10 protein-coding genes are annotated in these 18211 nt (G+C 35.2%); all 10 read right to left on the bottom strand.

The genetic code is table 11. The features are described from left to right. Nucleotides 1-15: 15 nt before the first annotated feature. Nucleotides 16-2307, bottom strand: a complete 2292-nt coding sequence (locus E0W69_RS00150) for a GH92 family glycosyl hydrolase (RefSeq protein WP_131328025.1) — start codon at nt 2305-2307, stop codon at nt 16-18. A 31-nt stretch (nt 2308-2338) separates the two neighbouring features. After that, the gene (locus E0W69_RS00145; protein WP_131328024.1) at nt 2339-4420 is read right to left on the bottom strand and encodes a glycoside hydrolase domain-containing protein; all 2082 of its coding nucleotides are present in this window, start codon (nt 4418-4420) and stop codon (nt 2339-2341) included. 4 nt (nt 4421-4424) lie between these two features. Beyond that, nucleotides 4425-5150, bottom strand: coding sequence for a basic secretory protein-like protein (locus E0W69_RS00140; RefSeq protein ID WP_131328023.1), 726 nt, complete (start codon nt 5148-5150; stop codon nt 4425-4427). 9 nt (nt 5151-5159) lie between these two features. Then, nucleotides 5160-7469 carry a GH92 family glycosyl hydrolase gene (locus tag E0W69_RS00135; RefSeq protein ID WP_131328022.1) on the bottom strand — a complete coding sequence of 770 codons (2310 nt, stop codon included), beginning with the start codon at nt 7467-7469 and terminating at the stop codon, nt 5160-5162. Nucleotides 7470-7582: 113 nt separating this feature from the next. Next, nucleotides 7583-8557 carry a glycoside hydrolase family 43 protein gene (locus E0W69_RS00130; protein ID WP_131328021.1) on the bottom strand — a complete coding sequence of 325 codons (975 nt, stop codon included), beginning with the start codon at nt 8555-8557 and terminating at the stop codon, nt 7583-7585. Nucleotides 8558-8562: 5 nt separating this feature from the next. After that, nucleotides 8563-10971, bottom strand: coding sequence for a glutaminase domain-containing protein (locus E0W69_RS00125; RefSeq protein ID WP_131328020.1), 2409 nt, complete (start codon nt 10969-10971; stop codon nt 8563-8565). 82 nt (nt 10972-11053) lie between these two features. Further along, a complete protein-coding gene (locus E0W69_RS00120) occupies nt 11054-12130 on the bottom strand; it encodes a C2 family cysteine protease (protein ID WP_131328019.1) in 1077 nt (358 codons plus the stop codon). 32 nt (nt 12131-12162) lie between these two features. Then, nucleotides 12163-13146 (bottom strand): BT_3987 domain-containing protein, encoded by a 984-nt coding sequence (locus E0W69_RS00115; RefSeq protein ID WP_131328018.1) that lies wholly within the window; start codon nt 13144-13146, stop codon nt 12163-12165. Nucleotides 13147-13171: 25 nt separating this feature from the next. Beyond that, nucleotides 13172-15019, bottom strand: a complete 1848-nt coding sequence (locus tag E0W69_RS00110; protein ID WP_131328017.1) for a RagB/SusD family nutrient uptake outer membrane protein — start codon at nt 15017-15019, stop codon at nt 13172-13174. A gap of 28 nt (nt 15020-15047) precedes the next feature. Beyond that, nucleotides 15048-18146: a SusC/RagA family TonB-linked outer membrane protein gene (locus E0W69_RS00105; RefSeq protein WP_225321345.1), complete on the bottom strand. Its 3099-nt coding sequence runs from the start codon at nt 18144-18146 to the stop codon at nt 15048-15050. Between the last annotated feature and the right edge of the window lie 65 nt (nt 18147-18211).

The following is an 18211-nucleotide window of genomic DNA, read 5'->3' as shown; positions in this document are numbered from 1 at the left end:
TTAGTATTAAAACTATTATTTATTTACACTCATAGAGTATGGAAAATCTGCGTTATTAACACCTCTAGTTTTATTAGGTTGAGCAGACATATCCACTTGTACATCCATACCTTTCAATAAGTCAAAATGACCAATCCAATTTTTCGTAGATAGTTTGCCATTTTCTTTTAAGGAATTTACATAGATATTTGTTTTGCTATTGTTAGGTGCAGCGATATTTACAGTCTTACCATTTTCCAAATGGATAGTTGCTTTTTTGAATAATGGCGCACCTAATACATACTGATCACTCGCTGGAGTTACAGGATAAAAACCCATAGCAGAGAACAAATACCAAGCGGAAGTCTGTCCATTATCTTCATCACCACAATAACCATCAGGAGTGGGATGATATAGTTTATTCATCGCATTACGTACCCAATACTGCGTTTTCCATGGTTCGCCTGCATAGTTATACAAATAAATCATGTGTTGGATGGGTTGATTACCATGTGCATATTGTCCCATATTCATGATCTGCATTTCTCTAATTTCATGAATTACTCCACCATAATAACTATCATCGAATACTGGAGGCATTACGAATACAGAGTCCAACATTCCAACAAAACTCTTCTTACCTCCCATCAAATCTATCAGGCCTTGTATATCTTGGAATACGCTCCAGCTATAATGCCAACTATTTCCTTCTGTGAATGCATCCCCCCATTTGAATGGACTGAACGGTGCTTGAAAACTACCATCTTCGTTTTTACCACGCATCAAGTTATGTGATTTATCGAAAAGGTTTTTATAGTTCATCGCGCGTTTTGCATATATGCCAATTTCAGATTCTGGTTTACCTAATGCTTTACCCAAACGATAAATAGCGTAGTCATCATACGCATATTCCAATGTACGCGCAGCATTTTCATTAATACCCACGTTATAAGGAACATATCCCAAATCATTGTAGTATTTCACGCCTTTACGGCCTACAGCACTCATAGGTCCTTCATTATTGGCATCCTTAACCAATGCTTTCCATAGTGTCTCTATATCATAACCACGTAAGCCTTTCAAATACGCTTCTGATACTACTGATGCAGAATTATTACCGACCATAATATCAGCGAATCCTGGGCTGCTCCATTCTGGTAAGAATCCACCTTCTTTGAAATCATTAATCAATCCCTCTTGCATTTCTTTATTTACAGAAGGATATACCAAGTTTAGGAATGGATACAATGCTCTAAATGTATCCCAAAAACCTGTACCTGCATACATATAACCAGGTAAGGTTTTTCCATTATAGGGACTATAGTGTACGATTTGTCCCTTTTTATCAATTTCGTACATTTTAGTTGGGAAAAATACTGTACGATACAAACAAGAATAAAAAGTTCGGATTTGATCCAAAGATCCGCCGCTAACTTCTAATCTGCTTAATGTTTTATTCCAAACATCCCGTCCTTTTTTCTCAATAGTTTCAAAAGAATCATTTCCTAATTCTTTCAAATTAATTTCTGCCTGTTCTTCACTAATATAAGAGGAGGCTACTTTTGCAATGACTTTATCACCTCGTTCTAATGGAGCAAAACCTACAATCGCTCCAACGTGTTTGTCTTTCAACTCATCTACACTACGAAAAATGGTTGTATCGCCCCAAGCACTATAATTTGCAAATGCTTTATCAAAAGTAACAACAAAATAATTTTTAAAATTAGGAACTGGCCCACGCGCGTATTGGGTAGAATAACCTATAATTTTGTGTTGAGATGGGTAAATTTTAATGTATGAACCTTTTGCAAATGCATCTACAACGACAAATGCACTATCCGTTTTAGGATAAGTAAAGCGAAACATTGCAGCACGATCTGTCGTTGTTAATTCTGTAGTTACATCAAAATCTGCCAAATAAACACTGTAATAATAGGGTTTAGAAATCTCTGTTTTATGAGAATACCAGCTGGCCCTTTTATTTTGATCAAATATTGCAGCCCCAGTTACAGGCATCAAAGAAAAAATACCATAGTCATTCATCCAAGGAGAAGGCTGATGGGTCTGTTTAAATCCTCTGATTTTATCTGCATTATATACATATTGCCAACCATCACCATTCCTGCCTGTCTGTGGAGTCCAAAGATTCATCCCCCAAGGCAAACCGACAGCAGGATATGTATTACCATTGGAAAGATCTGGTTTAGAATCAGATCCCATCAATGGATTAACATAATCTACAGGATCGCCAATTTTGTCTACTATCTGCCCGAAAGACCTGCTTGAAAAAAAAGCAAGAACTAAAAAGGATAGATATCTTTTTTTCATAATTAAAAATTGTAATTCGTGTGTTAATATTTTATTTATTCAATTCAAGTTTTGTAACAAATGGAGATTTCGTACCCCAAGTCTTGTTGGGTTTATTTCCAGCCAAAATTTTCAAAATACCTCCTTTAGACAATTCCTGTTGTGATAAAGTATTGCCTTCCAATAATTTACCATTTAGCCAAACATTTTGAATATAGTAGTTTTTATCACTAAAATCCGCTACTTCAACGGATAATTTTTTACCAGTGGGAAAAGATATATCAATTTGTGGAAATAATGGCACATTTAAGTAATATTCTGGTAAACCAACGCAGGCAGGATAAATCCCACAAGCTGCCAAAACAAACCAAGCCGAATTAGCTCCTGCATCATCATCCATCGTACGAATATACGCCTGAGGTACATTTTTATAAATGCGGTCAATGAAGGGATCAATACCTTTTGAATTATCATTAAAATAATACTGCACAACGGAATCCACTGCTAATTTGTGCATCCATTCTTGTGCTCTCCAAGGAGTAGATGATGCATTAAATAAGGCAGGAACTTGAATATCTGGTTCATTTGCATGATTATATAAATCATGATCGAAGAAATACGATAGCTTATCAGTAAATTCATTTTTTCCACCATCCAGATCAATGAGTCCTTGTATATCAAAAGGGACAAACCATCTATACTGCCAGATTGTACCTTGGTACAAATGACGTGTACCGACACGATCTACATCATTTTTGGTCATATCTTGGAAATCCTTTTTCCAATATTGTTTATAGTCTAATGCTTTTTGCAAATAATGATCCGCCTCAGTCTTATTTCCTAAAATTTTATAAATTTCACTCAATGCCCAAGTATCGTAACTATATTCCAAACTTTTATCCGGACTAGAAAAATCTAAATGATCCACTTCTTGTTTTACACTATCAATAATCTCTGCAAATGGCACTTTGTAACCTTTATTGTAAGCATCTAGCAATACAACAACAGTATGTTCTGTACGGACTGTATTTGTTGGTTCATGTTGTGTCGCATAGTCTTTTTTCCCCGCTAAATACAAATTAGCAAGCGAAGTCACCATGCCTTGATATTTATCCGAATAAAATAAAGACAATAAAGGCAATTGCGTTTTATAGTTATCCCAGACGGACCAACCATTATACATTTGCGTAGCGGATTTTTTCAATTCTCCACCTGTATTTCTGTATGAGCCGTCAGCTTCTGATATCAAATATGGAGATTGCATCGTACGATACAATAAAGAGTAAAAAAGTTTTTCACGTTCTTTATCGCCATGTACTTTGATACGTCCGAGCAAACTATTCCAAGATTGATGTGCGGCAGTTTGAACATTCCAATTGGAACCTTTTAATGCAGAAGCTTTCGCATAATTAACATCCACATCTGATAGACCAACTAGTGCAGTTATATCTTGACTAGGGTCGGAAATTTGCGCAGATAATTTATGATTCCCCAATTCCTTCCATGCAGCATTACCACTCAATTGTAAATAATAAAACAATCTATAGGTACCTACGCCACAAGTTGTGTGGGCATCAATCCAACCAGAAATAGCATTTCCTTTCAACGAGTGTTCCTCAGCAACAAATCCATTAGCCAATGTATGACTCAGATCAAAGAAAAATCCTTTTTCCCCCTTTGGAAAATGATACATTTCTTTTCCTGTATTTTCCGCAGCTGCAAGATGCACTTTAATTCCATTGGTAAATGCCACATCGTAATATCCAGCGCCTGCATTCTGTGCAAGTTTCAATAACAAAGAAGTATCCGAATATTCGCCTAAATATGGTTTGATTAGGAGATTTCCACCACTGCCCATACAACCAACACCTTCCACACGTGTATGAGTAAATCCGTCAAATTTTTTAGCGGCGTACTCATAACCTGTATGTTGATGTGGATATGTCTGCGGTCCAATACTTACCATGCTAAACGGATAGGACGCAGCAGGGGACATTTGTCCATGATCAGCACTTGTACCTAAAAACACATTTACAAGGGAGGCAACATCTTCCTTTTTATTTTGTGCAAAAGAAATATTTAAGACAAATACACCGAATAAAATACCATAAATTGGAAATCTCTTTTTTATCATGGCGTTAAATTACTGGATTTGCACCATATTCTGCCCATAGCTCGTCGATAGTTTTACCCGTTTGGTTTTTCCAAAATGCATCTGTGTACGTATTATCACGCATAGCAGCGTCCAATTTTTCTATTATTAATTTATTCTTATTTTTCGTTAACCATATAAAAAAGCGTGCAGTTATACGATAGGAATTTTTATAACTTTGTTTGGGATTATAGTCGGGCAATTTCCAGTTTGCGCCTGCATTATCCACACCCAATGTTGCTCTTACATAGTCCGCAATACCTTCAGTCACCCATATTGGTTCATATCTTGGATAACCTTGTACAATATGCATCGCCTCATGTGTTACTACATCAATATCTTCTGGATGCTTATGCATCCATTCAGGATTCACTCTCATTAAACCACCTCCGGTTGCGGCGACACCATCGTAGGTTGGATCAATAAACATGGTAACGTCTTTACGAGATTTTGGATTGTAAATTTTACATTCTTTGGGATAAATCGTAAAAAAAGTTTCTTCCATCCTTTTTGCAACTGCAGGATCAAAATTTGGATCTTTATTGATAAACACCAATGTAATTCCATCTTTCTTAATCGTATCACTACTAACTATTCCAGCAGTATCAATCACATCCCAACTATGTTTTTTATGCTGTGCAAATGAATTACTAAAAGTAGCAATTCCTATTGCTGCTGTACATACAATTTTAACTATATTATTTTTTCCCATATAAATGTTTTATTTAGTATTATATCCCCACTCCAATGGGTAGGCATTTGTATTAATTGCTCTTTTTTTATTAGGTTTATTACCCATCTCAAATTCCATAGTTCCTCCTTGATCTAACACTGTTTGAGTAATGTAAGAATATGGATAATCTTTACCATTTAATTTAATCTTCTCGATATAAAAATTCTGATCAGATACATTTTTTGTTTTTATAGTAAAAATTTTACCATTAGGGAGGGTAATCGTCGCTGATTTCAAAATAGGGGAACCAATCGCATAAACACCACTAGCTGGATTTACAGGATAAAATCCCATAGAACTAAATATGTACCAAGCGGACATTTGCCCACAATCATCATTACCAGAATAACCCGAACTAGCAGTTGTATATTGTTCTCGTAGAACTTTGGATACATAATACTGCGTTTTCCAAGGTTGACCTGCATAATCATACAAATAAGTTACATGATGACTAGGCTCATTACCGTGCGCATACTGACCAATGAAACCAGAAGCATTGCCATTCGTCTCGCCACTCTTGTCAACTAAAGTAAAAAAGGTATCCAATTTCTGTGTAAATGCTTCTTTTCCTCCTGTAATATCAATCAAGCTAGGAACATCCTGTGGCACATACCAATAGTATTGCCATGCATTTCCTTCTGTAAAAGGACTGCCGCCGTTGCCACCATAATCTAAAGGATTAAATTTGGGCAACCATTGACCATCACTATTTTTAGCTTGGAAAAAGTTCGTTTGTTTATTATGCAAGTTTTTATAGTATTGCGCTCTTTGCATAAAATAATTATAGTCTGCAGTTTTACCCAAATGTTTTGCAAATTGAGCTACACACCAATCGTCAAAAGACATCTCCAACGCTATAGATACAGATTGAGATTGTATATTTTCCGGTATATAGTGATATTTTTCCCATACTGAAAAAGGCGAACCTTGATGATCTCTCAAAGATGAATTTTTCACTGCTTCATAAGCTGAATCAACATTAAATCCACCAATTCCTTTCATCACCGCATCTACTATAACAGGAATGGAATGATTGCCAATCATACAATAGTTTTCCTCGCCCCATAATTGCCAAATAGGAAGAAAACCATAGGTCTGATATTGACGTAACATGCTATTAATAAACGCTCCAGATTTCTTAGGCGCGATCAAAGAATACAACGGGTTGGCTGCTCTATAAGTATCCCAAATAGAAAATGTAGAATAATGCGTTTTATCTTCCGCTTTGTGAATTGTATAGTCTGTTGCCATATAATCCCCATTTACATCCGCAATATTATTTGGTTGTGTAAATGCATGATATAGTGCTGTATAGAAAATAGTTTTTTGAGAATCTGTACCGTCAATTGCAATTTTATCTAATTCTTTTTCCCAAATATCATGTGCATTTTGTTTTACCTGATCAAAATCCCAATTTGGAATTTCTGCTTGCATATTTTCACGAGCGTTCTCTATACTGACTGCAGATAATGCGACCTTGGATAGAATTTGTTCACCAGGTTTTGTGTCAAATTCAGCCGCAGCTTTTAGCGCATTACCATTAAGAATAGTATTTAATTTAGGAGCCCCATTACCATTGGCAAATAACACATCTTTGAATGGTTTGGAAAATTCAATATGAAAATACACCTTTCGCATATTGGCCCAACCAGTAATTATTCTATAACCCTCAATTGCATTGGGAGCGATGACTTTAATCTGAGCATCCAATATCTTACAAGACCAATAGGTACGTTTTTTATTTAACGAATGATCTAGATCAATAATAATCCTTGAGCTATCTTTTTCAGAAAATGTATAACGATGCATACCTACATGTGCAGAGGATGTCAACTCTGCATTTATGCCATAATCCGTCAACTTCACTTGATAATATCCGGGGATTGCTTGCTCGTCCTGATGTGAAAAGGTTGAGCGAAAACCAGGTTTTTTCTTATCAACTGTTCCTGGTGACATATACAGTCGCCCATTTGTAGGAATTAATAATATATCAAATAAATCAGAAACTCCAGTGCCACTCAAATGTGTATGACTAAATCCCACAATTGTTTTTGCGTAATAATCATATCCTGAAGCGGGATCGTCGGGCGCATCTTCCGTATCAGGACTGAGCTGTACCATAGAAAAAGGCAAAGTCGGCCCTGGAAAATTGCTACCAGAAAGGCTATTTTTATCTACAGCACCCGTACCTATTAATGGATTTACATATTTAGTTAAATCCTTATAAACGGATTGTCCGCGTGCATTCATCAAAATGAAAATCCCCACTAAGCAGTTACAAACTTTTTTATATTGCATACATAAATATCTATTAGTCAGAAGTGGTGAAGATATTTATAGATTACCTTATAACTAGTCAATCAATTTCAAATGAATTGTAAATAGAATGAAAAATGCATTTTTTCACCTATTTACAAACCATCCATCTTCACTCCTGACTTACTTATGTTAACTGGAATTATCTTACCATCTTTATCAAAATTTATTTCTTCAATACAAGTCTCTCTATGATTTGCAGCGGTTTCTCCATTTGGTCTACGATGATAAACAATATAATACTTGTCTGATTTCGGATTATGAATAATAGAATGATGTCCTGCGCCATTCGCTATATCAAAATTTTGAACCAAGACAGTTCCGATACGTTTAAATGGTCCCAGCGGATTTTCAGACATAGAATAGGCAACTTTATAATCTGGTCCAGTCCAGCCTCCTTCTGACCACATAAAATAATAAATCCCTTTACGTTCAAACATAAAAGGTCCCTCAACATAGTTTTTTGGTGTCACCTCTTTGTATAGCGTTCCATCTGAGAATGGAACTAATTTTGAAAAATCAGACTTGAGACGAACGACATTACAATGCCCCCAACCACCATAAAACATATAATATTGACCTTCTTTATCTTTGAATACAAATTGATCAATTGGCTGTGCACCATTTACAATCGTATCTATCAATGGTTTCCCTAACAGATCTTTATAAGGACCTGCTGGTTTATTTGCCACAGCGACACCAATACCGCCCACCTCGCCTGGATGTATATCATTTGCACCAAAAAATAAATAATACTTTTTATCTTTTTCTAATACAGCAGGTGCCCACATTGCTTGTTTTGCCCACTTTACGTTAGAAGAATCCAAAACATCCTTGTGCTTAGTCCAATGTACTAGATCCTTGGAAGAAAAGGCATCAAAAAATACTTGATTTTCATACTTATCAGAATAGGTCGGAAATACCCAATATTCTTTCCCATAAACAATAGCCTCTGGATCAGCATACCAACCTGGAAAAATTGGATTACCAGATGATTTCAAATCTTTTTTCTTTTGAGCAAATCCCAATATCGGAATTATCGCAATGAGCGAGACTAAAACTGTTTTCATTCCTCTTATTTATTAAATTTTTCTTCTAACACTTTCATAAAATAGCCACCCACGACGCTTCTAGCCTGAAATCCTACTTGTTTTCCATCTAGTGTCTCATGCCAATCACCTAAAGGAACTCGAGTTGGCGTCTCTTGACTATATCTATAAATAGGTGCGATTAATTTTTCAAAATCAGCTTTTTTATCAGCCATACATGCAGACCAAACGATCCAATCAGATTTTGTATATGTTTTTCGACTATCTAATGGAATTCCATATTTATTTTGTTTAGAAAGATAAAAACGAATTTCTTTCTGAGAAATACTATCGGGAAATAAATGATATCCCATAATTTTATCCCAAACAAGATTATATTTTTGACTCCATGTATTTCCTTTATCAAAGGTTAAGGCATAATGATCTCCTTCATCTGCCATTTTTTGCCACTTTATTGCCATATCCTTGGCTATAGTCAAATATTTATCTGACAATTCTTTTTCACCCATTAAACCAGCAAGATAACTATAAGTACGAATACCCATAATAGCTTTAAGAGATAAATTAGCATTGCGACTTAGATGTCCTGCAAAATCATCCGTACATAATTGATTTGCAGGATCAAAACCATCTTTCACTAAAAAATCAACCCATATAGACAAAGTCTTCCAATGGATCTTGGCATAATCAATACTTTTATTTGCTTTCACAATTGCACCAGTCAGTATCATCATATTACCAGCTTCTTCCACTGGCATATCTTCTCCGTAAGTTTGGTCATTTGCTAATGGATAATTGCCTAGATCATGCGCAGGAAATGGTTTTTTCCACCGTCCCGACTCAGAATATTCAAAAATACCATTGAGCATGCCCTCCATCAGTTGGGGATTATAGGTCAAATATAGTGGAGCTGAAGGATAAGTCACATCTACAGTATTGACAAAGCCCCCACTAAAATTTTCTTTTGAGAAAAATAAGATTTCTTTTTTAGGGCTTTCGACTAAAGCGTGTGCTGAAATACTTTGACGATAAGCAAGTACGCATAATTTAGCATACTCCTCCCCTCCTGCTGCAAGTGCATCTTGGTAAATTTTATGATCCCACTGATCGGATTTTTTTTGTATACTTACAAGATTTTTAAATCCCGAAGTGATCATATCTGGAACATCCTTAGCGAATTTGGTCCAATAAGGTTTTAAATCATTGTGAAAATATTGGATACTGTATAACTCATCATATCCTAGTGCGATCGTTTTAGAAATTGTAGTTTTCCCAATTTTCCCATAGTTTATTTGGATTATGGCATCCAGTTGGCTACTCTCTATATTGGTTGTACTTTTTTTATTAGAAAAACGAATCACATTTTCCTTTTGGTTTGGTATAGCAACATATAAATACCCCCAATCCATTCTTACATTATCCCCTGTCTTCTGTAATATATTTTGAGATTGAGAACCCATTTTTACCCATTGTAATTCATTTGATTTCTGTAGTACACCTTGAACTTTCTCTCCTGAATGATCCACCACTAAATCACTAGAAACATTTAATTCCAAAGAGACTTGGTGTATTTTGCCATCATTTGCATTGGCATCAAATGTTACATAAGAAATCGGCTGTGACAATAGTTGCAAATCATTTAACAATAATGGAGACAAAAAGGACGCCGTCAACTCCACCTTGCCACACTGAAAAGTATAGTCCGTTTTTGTAGCGGTGATATTAATGGATTTTTGTATAGCCAGTTGACTTTTTATATTATCTGGGATAGACTCACTCAATCCAAAATCAAGATAAGCACCTCCTTTCGTATTCTCAACATGCACAGCCAATACATTGGTGCCTTTTTTCAAAAAAGTTTTAGCCTTCTCCTCTAATAGAAAATATTCTAAACTATTGTTCCAACCCTCTTTTTTAAAAATCTGTTGTCCATTTAAATAAACTTCTACATTATCGTCATGAAACATTTTTAAATATAGATCAGCACTTGGTAATTTATTTAATTCAAATTTTCTGACAACCCATAAATCTTTAGACTTCCAACTAGAAGCATTTTTGTTATCCAAATTGTCAGAAAAAGGAAGGTTTCCATTATTCCAACCATCAACATATCCTCTTGTCCAATCCCCTTTCGGAAGAGATTCTGTATAACTCACTGGAATTTTATTATCATTGGCTACTGGAAGAATTGTTTTATACCGAACTGCGGACTTCCCTAAAAAACGATATTGTGTACCATCCACATTCAAGTAACCAACGAAAGGTTGATTTACGCCAGTCCAATGTTTAGTCGTATTCTGATTGAGCGAGTCAGTCATAGACCAAATACTAAAATAAGTGGAATGATTAATCAAAGGATAAGCAGGAGCTTTGGAAACCTGGCTATATCCGAAAGAAACTAAAAAAAGCAAAGCAATAGAAAAAAGAAATTTCATTTCGTTAAATTTTGAAATTGAAAGTTAACGAAATGAAATTTGAATAGAATGTTAATAGGCTTTAATATAGGGTTAAAGCCTATTAAATTTTAGGCTTCTGATAAGCTTTTGTTGTTCCTTTTGAACCTGCCAGTCCAGGGTCAATAATTCTCACATCTATCAATGAACTTTTACTTCCAACATTTGGAATATTCAAAACACCATTATCTTGAATATAACCAGTTGGGGAAGGACTAAAACCCCATGGATTTCTCATGGAAAACAATGAAGCTGAATCAGTTGAAATTAATACAGTATAAGCATGTCCTGTAACAGTGTAGTCGGCGCCAATCAACACGTTTTCTTTAGTAAAACCTCCTGTTACAAACTGCCCCTTAGCCAAAGCGATTTTAACTACTTTTTGCAAATGCGTAGGAGTTAGGGAGCCAGGAGAAAAAGCAAAACTATTACCAATACCAGTAAATAAAGGCGTAGCATATTCACTTCCGATACCTCCTATATCCGAAATAAATTTATATATATCATTATATTTCATGATTGCTTTTTCTAACACAGTTGCCCAAGTAGCAGTATTACTTCCTTGACCAGAACAGGCTTCAATTTCTCCGTTGGCCCCAGCCAAAAACATAGATGACACACTTACTTTTATAGCTTTACCACTAGGATCAAACATAGAGACTGTATACGTTCCATTGCCATTATCAATAATTAATTGCTTGATAAAATCTGGCGCTTCATAAGCCATACAAGCCATCGCAGCTAAGCCATCACAATCACCAATAGCATGTTGATTCACTTCCACAGGATCTGGATCTTTATAAGAAAATAAATTGACTGCTATTGTAGCCCAATGCAAACCAGAAGTAGATGCCGGAATAGATGGTTCTTTTGCTGGATCATTTAACCATATAGTATCCGCAGCTGTAGTTTGATGTAATCCCTCAAAATGAATACCCATAGGAGTTTTAGAAGAATATGTACTTCCACTTGAATATGGCATCAAATCACTATAAGAGCTATCTGCATAATTAACAGTTTGTACCGTAGAGCTATCTGTTTTTACTGGGGTTGTAGTACTTGTTGTGATAGTTGTATCTTTTTTAGAGCAAGAAGCACTAAAAAGTAAAACTATAACTATGTTTATTATAGTAATTTTCATAAAATAAATTTTAAACACAATACTTCACTCTATTAATAGAATTGTAAAAGTCTCCATTCTGCACATTGAAAAAGTCCAGAACCTCCATTATTATTACTCGTTATATTCAATCTATATATCGAATAAGCAGTGGTATTAGATGTATTGAATTGAATTGTTTCAGTTCTATTAGCAAATGATTGATAAGTCCTTGTATCAAGCACAGTCCAACTTGTCCCGTCGTTTGAGCCTTCAAAAGTCCAATCACGTGGATCTCTTTCTGGTGCATCACCTCCAGAGGTTAATGTGTAAGCATTTATTACTGTCGGCTGTGAATAACGTAACTGTACATACATATCTGGATGATAAGTAAATAATAAGTATTTAGTTGTATAGTTACTATCTACTAAATGGCTTGCTGATTCACCAGCATCACCATAAGAAGGGGCATCATCATAATTAAATGAAAATGTTGCACTAGAGGTAATATCTTTTGATCGAATACTTAACGTATCAATCTTAAAATAGGCGATCGACAAACTTGTATCCAATTTCCCTAAAGAAACACTCTTTAACCGTATAGGTAATAAATAATGTCTACCCAAAAGTAATTTACTAGTGGTTATTGAAAGTGAAATAGGATCTGACGTTGTAGTTCCTGCTTTTAAAGTTGTAGTAAGTGCGGACAGATCATATGCCGAATCTGGGATTGCATAATAATGATATCCTAGATATTCATATTCCGTATTATATGCAGCAATTAATGAAGTATCAACTTCGAAGTCGGCTTGAATATTGGTAGATGCTGAATTAAATCCGGAATATGCTGCTCCTAAAGTAATCACTTGAGGAGTATCTAAAACGAACAAAGACAAATTTGCTTTATCTGCATATGCTTGTGGCATATAGATATTTCCTTCTTCTGGAGAATATAATTTATTGTCTTTCACACAACTTGCTATAAAAACACATATCAATACTCCTAAAATCAAAAATATAGTTAAACCCTTTTTTAAATACATATAAAGTGTAGTCATTTTAATAATTATTTTTTACTTGAAATTACCAACCTGGGTTTTGAATCAATAGTTTATCCTTTAAAATTTCACTATTCGGTATTGGCCATAAATAATCTCTTGACAAAAAGCGTCTTCTTTCAGCAAGTGTTTTAGTATAGAATGCATCACCGTCAGCATACACATTCATACCATATACATCTTGTCCCATAGTCTGTGCAGCGATTTTCCAGCGTCTTATATCAAAATATCTAACATCTTCAAAAGCTAATTCAATTTGCCTTTCGTGCCATATTGCAGTTCTCATGGCAGTTTGAGACCCCGGCGCAGAAAGGCTACCTGTCCCATAAGCAGGAATTCCCGCTCTAATTCTAATTAAATTCAAATACTTTAAGATATCGGTATTCCCTGGATCAGACTCATTTAAGGCTTCCACATAATCTAAATAAATTTCTGCCAAACGAATATAGCACCATGATCTACTATTATGCGAAACTGTCAAATGTTTTCTAACATTATAACCTGTAGAAGAGACATCCGTTGTACTTTGTGAACGACCCGAATTACCATGTAATTCATAATTAACAATTACTTCATCAGAACTACTCCCTTGATCCATCCAATAACTATTGTTATAAGTAACTCCCACGTAAAATCTGGGTTCCCGCCCCACCCATTGGTTAAATGTGCTTCTAGTTTGAACATCATATGGCGATTTAAACATAGATGTTCCGGACGTCTGATATCCAGACTGAGGATCGTCAATAGTACGACCATTTTTCATAAAGTAGGCATCCACCATGGATTGATTTACTGCTAAGAATCCGCCTCCTTTTTGAACACTAGAGTTATATCCAACCAATTTTGGCGTAATATCATAAGCTAAAGTACCAAAACTGCTATTTGCTCTCCCCCATATCCATTCACTATTCCATTCAGTAGTTACGACATTTTTACAAGCGTTATATGCATTTGTAAAGCTATCAGAGCCAGTAGAAGTGTATAAACTATAAGTTACAGGATCAAATTCATCAATAAAAGCTTTGGCTGCGGCTGCGGCAGTTTTCCATTTATTTGCATCATACGTCTGTGGTATAAGTTGCGTACCATCTGTATTTCTTAAAGATGCATAATCAGAATTCCCATTAAACAAAGGACTAGCCGCTAACATCAATACTTGTTCCTTATAAGCCTTACATACTCCAGATGTAATACGACCATATTCAATTGTACTACCAATACTAATTGGCTGATCTGCAGGATGACTTGTATTAGAAACGGACTCAATTTCATTATAAGCAGTATCCAATTGATTAGATATGTAACTTACACATGAGTCAAATGGTGTTCTTGCAAAGTAAATTGCGTCTCCTGTAGCATTTGCATCTATTTCACTTGACAAAATTGGTATTGGACCATACAATCTTAACATCCAAAAATAATAAATTGCTCTTAGTGCTCTCGCTTCACCCTTAAAATGAGCTTTTAAAAAATCGGATACTTCGACAGAATTTGCCCCATCAATTTTAGCGATAAAATCGGTAGCCGTTCTAATAGGTTTATAAAAATTACTCCAATAAGTACCACCAACAGTCGCATCCCAGCTACTTTGATTTAATTGATTAGACATGATAAATAGTTGTGAATAGTTATTCGCTTCATCTGATGCCCCCATCCATGGTCCAGCATTACTATTAGGTGCAAATCTTTGATAAAATTCATCAGGCAAATTTGCATACACTTGTGCCAAATAGGCATTTGTATTTGTTAATGAAGTAAATATACTATCCTCTACTAACAGTCCAGTAGGTACCGTATTTAGATACTTTTTACATGACCCAAACGTAAATAGCATCAAGATCATTAAAACAATATAATTGAGTCTTTTTTTCATCTTAAGTATATAATAGTTAAAAATTGAATTAGAAATTAGCTCTTACTCCGATAGATAAGTTTCTTGTATTAGGATAAACATTACCATTACCAGTATTCAACTCTGGATCCCATAGTTTAAAAGGGCTCCAATACATCAAATTAATCCCATCAAAATATACTTGTAAGTTGCGCATTCCCATACTTTTCATCCATGATCTGTTTTTAAAGTTATAGCCAATATCTAAAGTTTTGAAACGTACAAAACTGATATTTTTTACCCACCATGTACTAGCTACATCATTATTAGCATTTGCATTAGATCCATAACCTAATCTTGGATAAAATGGATTTTCTATCGGATTTTCCGGAGTCCATCTATCAGTTGCATTAGCAAATACATTCCCATCATCACTCATAGCAAAAGGAGATTGAGCAATACCACTTAAAGTTCTATAAGAACCTATATTAGCTTGAAAGAATGCACTTATATAAAAATCACCATATGTAAAATTAAATCCTGCGCCAGCAATCCATTTAGGAACATCTCCATTGCTTATTTTTGTTTGGTCATATTGATTAATGACTCCATCTCCATTCAAATCTTTATATTTTATATCTCCAGGTCTTGGGTTACCACCTAATGCACTCTGATCAGCACTATTATCGATTTGTGCTTGATTTTTAAATAACCCATCAGCGATATAACCATATTGTGCATTTATATTATGCCCTTTTCGATCCTGATATGGATCTGCATAAGAAGGTTCATCATCATCAACAAGTTTATTGGTATTATAAGTAAATGTACCATTAAACCCTAAAGTCATATTTTTACCAATTTTTATAGGAGTCAAGGTTACTTGACCTTCAAATCCAGAAGCATCAACTACCCCTAAATTACCAACTGGTTGATATTGTAGTCCTGCATAATCAGGAAAATCGGCTCTAGAAAGAAAAACTTTAGTTCTATGTGAGTGAAAATAGTCTAACACGAATTGTAAATGATCATTCGCAGTATGAAAATCAACACCTAAATCTCGAGTATGTGAAACTGCCCATTGAACATTTGCACCATATTGAGATATATTAACACCACTATAATTAACTAATGAAGACGCGGTACCAAATGAAGCGCCATTAGCTCCTGTAGTTACAAAAGTTAAATATCCAAATCTCAAACCAGTACCAGGTGCTCCAGAAAGGCCATCTGTATATCTAACTTTGAAATATTGAAATACTTTGCTTAATGGTTTAAAAAAGTCTTCATTTGATACTATCCAACTTACACCCGGAGCTGGAAACCATCCAAATCTTTTGTTAGGTGCATAATCTTCAGAACCATTGTAACCAAGGTTAAACTCGAACAAATAAGTATTTTTATAAGAATAACCCAATTTTGCCGCATAGTTTTGTTGATGGTGTGGTATATACGCAGTATAACTAGACTGATATGGATCTACCGAACTTAATTGATTATAAACCAACATTCCAGTTACGTGATGCTCTCCAAAACTTCTACTATAGTTGATCTGCCCTTGTAATGTATTCTGACGATTACCGGCACTCAGTCTTCCAAAGTTTAAATTATCTGAACCAGCAATTACTTCTTGTAAATTGAGTGTACCATCGGCATTATACGGCTGTGCCTGATTTAAATACCAAATACTTCTCTGTCTTGTTCTATAATTTTCGTTCTGACTCTCATTATCAAAGGAATACTGAGCATTTGCCGACAATCCTTTAACCCAAAACCCAAAATCTTGTTGTAATGATAGAGTACTATTTAATTGAGATGTATAAATATTATCATAACCAGTCTGGGTTACAGAAGCCCACGGATTTGGAGAAGGGGTCGACCCTTCGGCTACTCCAGCAACTAAATTTCCAGGATAAAAAGCAGGAACTCTAACAGGGCTTGCATTCATTGCATCTGAAAATGCTGCTTGGGCTCCAGAACTAGAACCTAGTGTGTAATTACTACCACCAGCGCCAGTGCCTGGTTGATTAAAAGAAGTTATATATCCTTGAATAGACAAAGAAAACTTTGTAGTCTTCGTCCATCTCATGTCTACATTTGAAGTAAAATTATATCTAGAAAATCTTGTACCTGCATTATACTGAGACTGAGAAGGATCTTGTTTTATCATAGAAGTCTCATCATAGTAGTTAAGGGAAACATAGTATTGAGTATTATCTGAGCCACCTGTTGCACTTACTGTAGCTTTTCGATTCATAGAACTACTCTTGAATACTTGTTTAAACCAGTCTACATTAGGATAAACGTAATGGTTTGCATTAGGATCCAAAGTGCTATCTATATAATCTTGAGTATAACTAGGCGCATATCCAGAAGCTTCCTCCGCTTCATTTTTTAGATTCATGAACGTCCCAGCATCAGCCATTTTTGGAAGTTTAGTAAAGGTTGTAATTCCTTGAAGAAATTGACCCATAATTTGACTTTTCGCTTCGCTTCCTCTTTTGGTAGTAATTAAAATAACTCCATTGGCTCCTAAAGAACCATACAAGGCCGTAGCCGCAGCATCTTTTAATACAGAAAAAGATTGAATATCTTCAGGATCATAATCGTTTATATTTCTGCCTTGAACCCCGTCGACTATAATCAATGGTCCTGTTGGGTTACTACCAAAACTTTGAATACCTCGAATCCATATATCCGCAGAATTACTACCAGGAAGACCAGATCGTTGAACCCCTACTACACCAGCTATACGACCAGCTAACATCGTACTTAAATTAGCAACAGGATGTTGTAAATCTTGAGCATTTACAGTTGCAATCGATCCAACTAGACTAGACTTTCTCTCCTTTTGCCCAAAACCAGTAACAACTACATCATTCAGACTACCTGAAGATGCATTTAAAACTAAATCATAGTTTATTAGATCTGTAAACTTCCAGACGATATCTTGATACCCAATATAGGAAGCTTTTAATGAATCTCCTCTGTGGGCATCAATAGAAAATGTACCCGAACTACTTGTTAAAACAACTTTATGAGAGTTCAGATTAGTAATAGAAGCTCCATTAACAATAGCATTTAAGTTATCACGAACAGTCCCTGTTATTGTAATTTTTTCTTGTGCATTAGCTTTAGTCGAAAAACAAAATATAAAAAATGTACACAAGATTGAAAAAACAAAACAAACAGCTAATCGCAGTTTTTTCAAAGTCATAATTCTCATTAATAAGG

It is taken from the genome of Rhizosphaericola mali, from assembly GCF_004337365.2.
GTDB lineage: Bacteria > Bacteroidota > Bacteroidia > Chitinophagales > Chitinophagaceae > Rhizosphaericola > Rhizosphaericola mali.
Note: the sequence above shows the minus strand (reverse complement) of the source record. Positions and strands in the feature narration are given on the sequence as shown.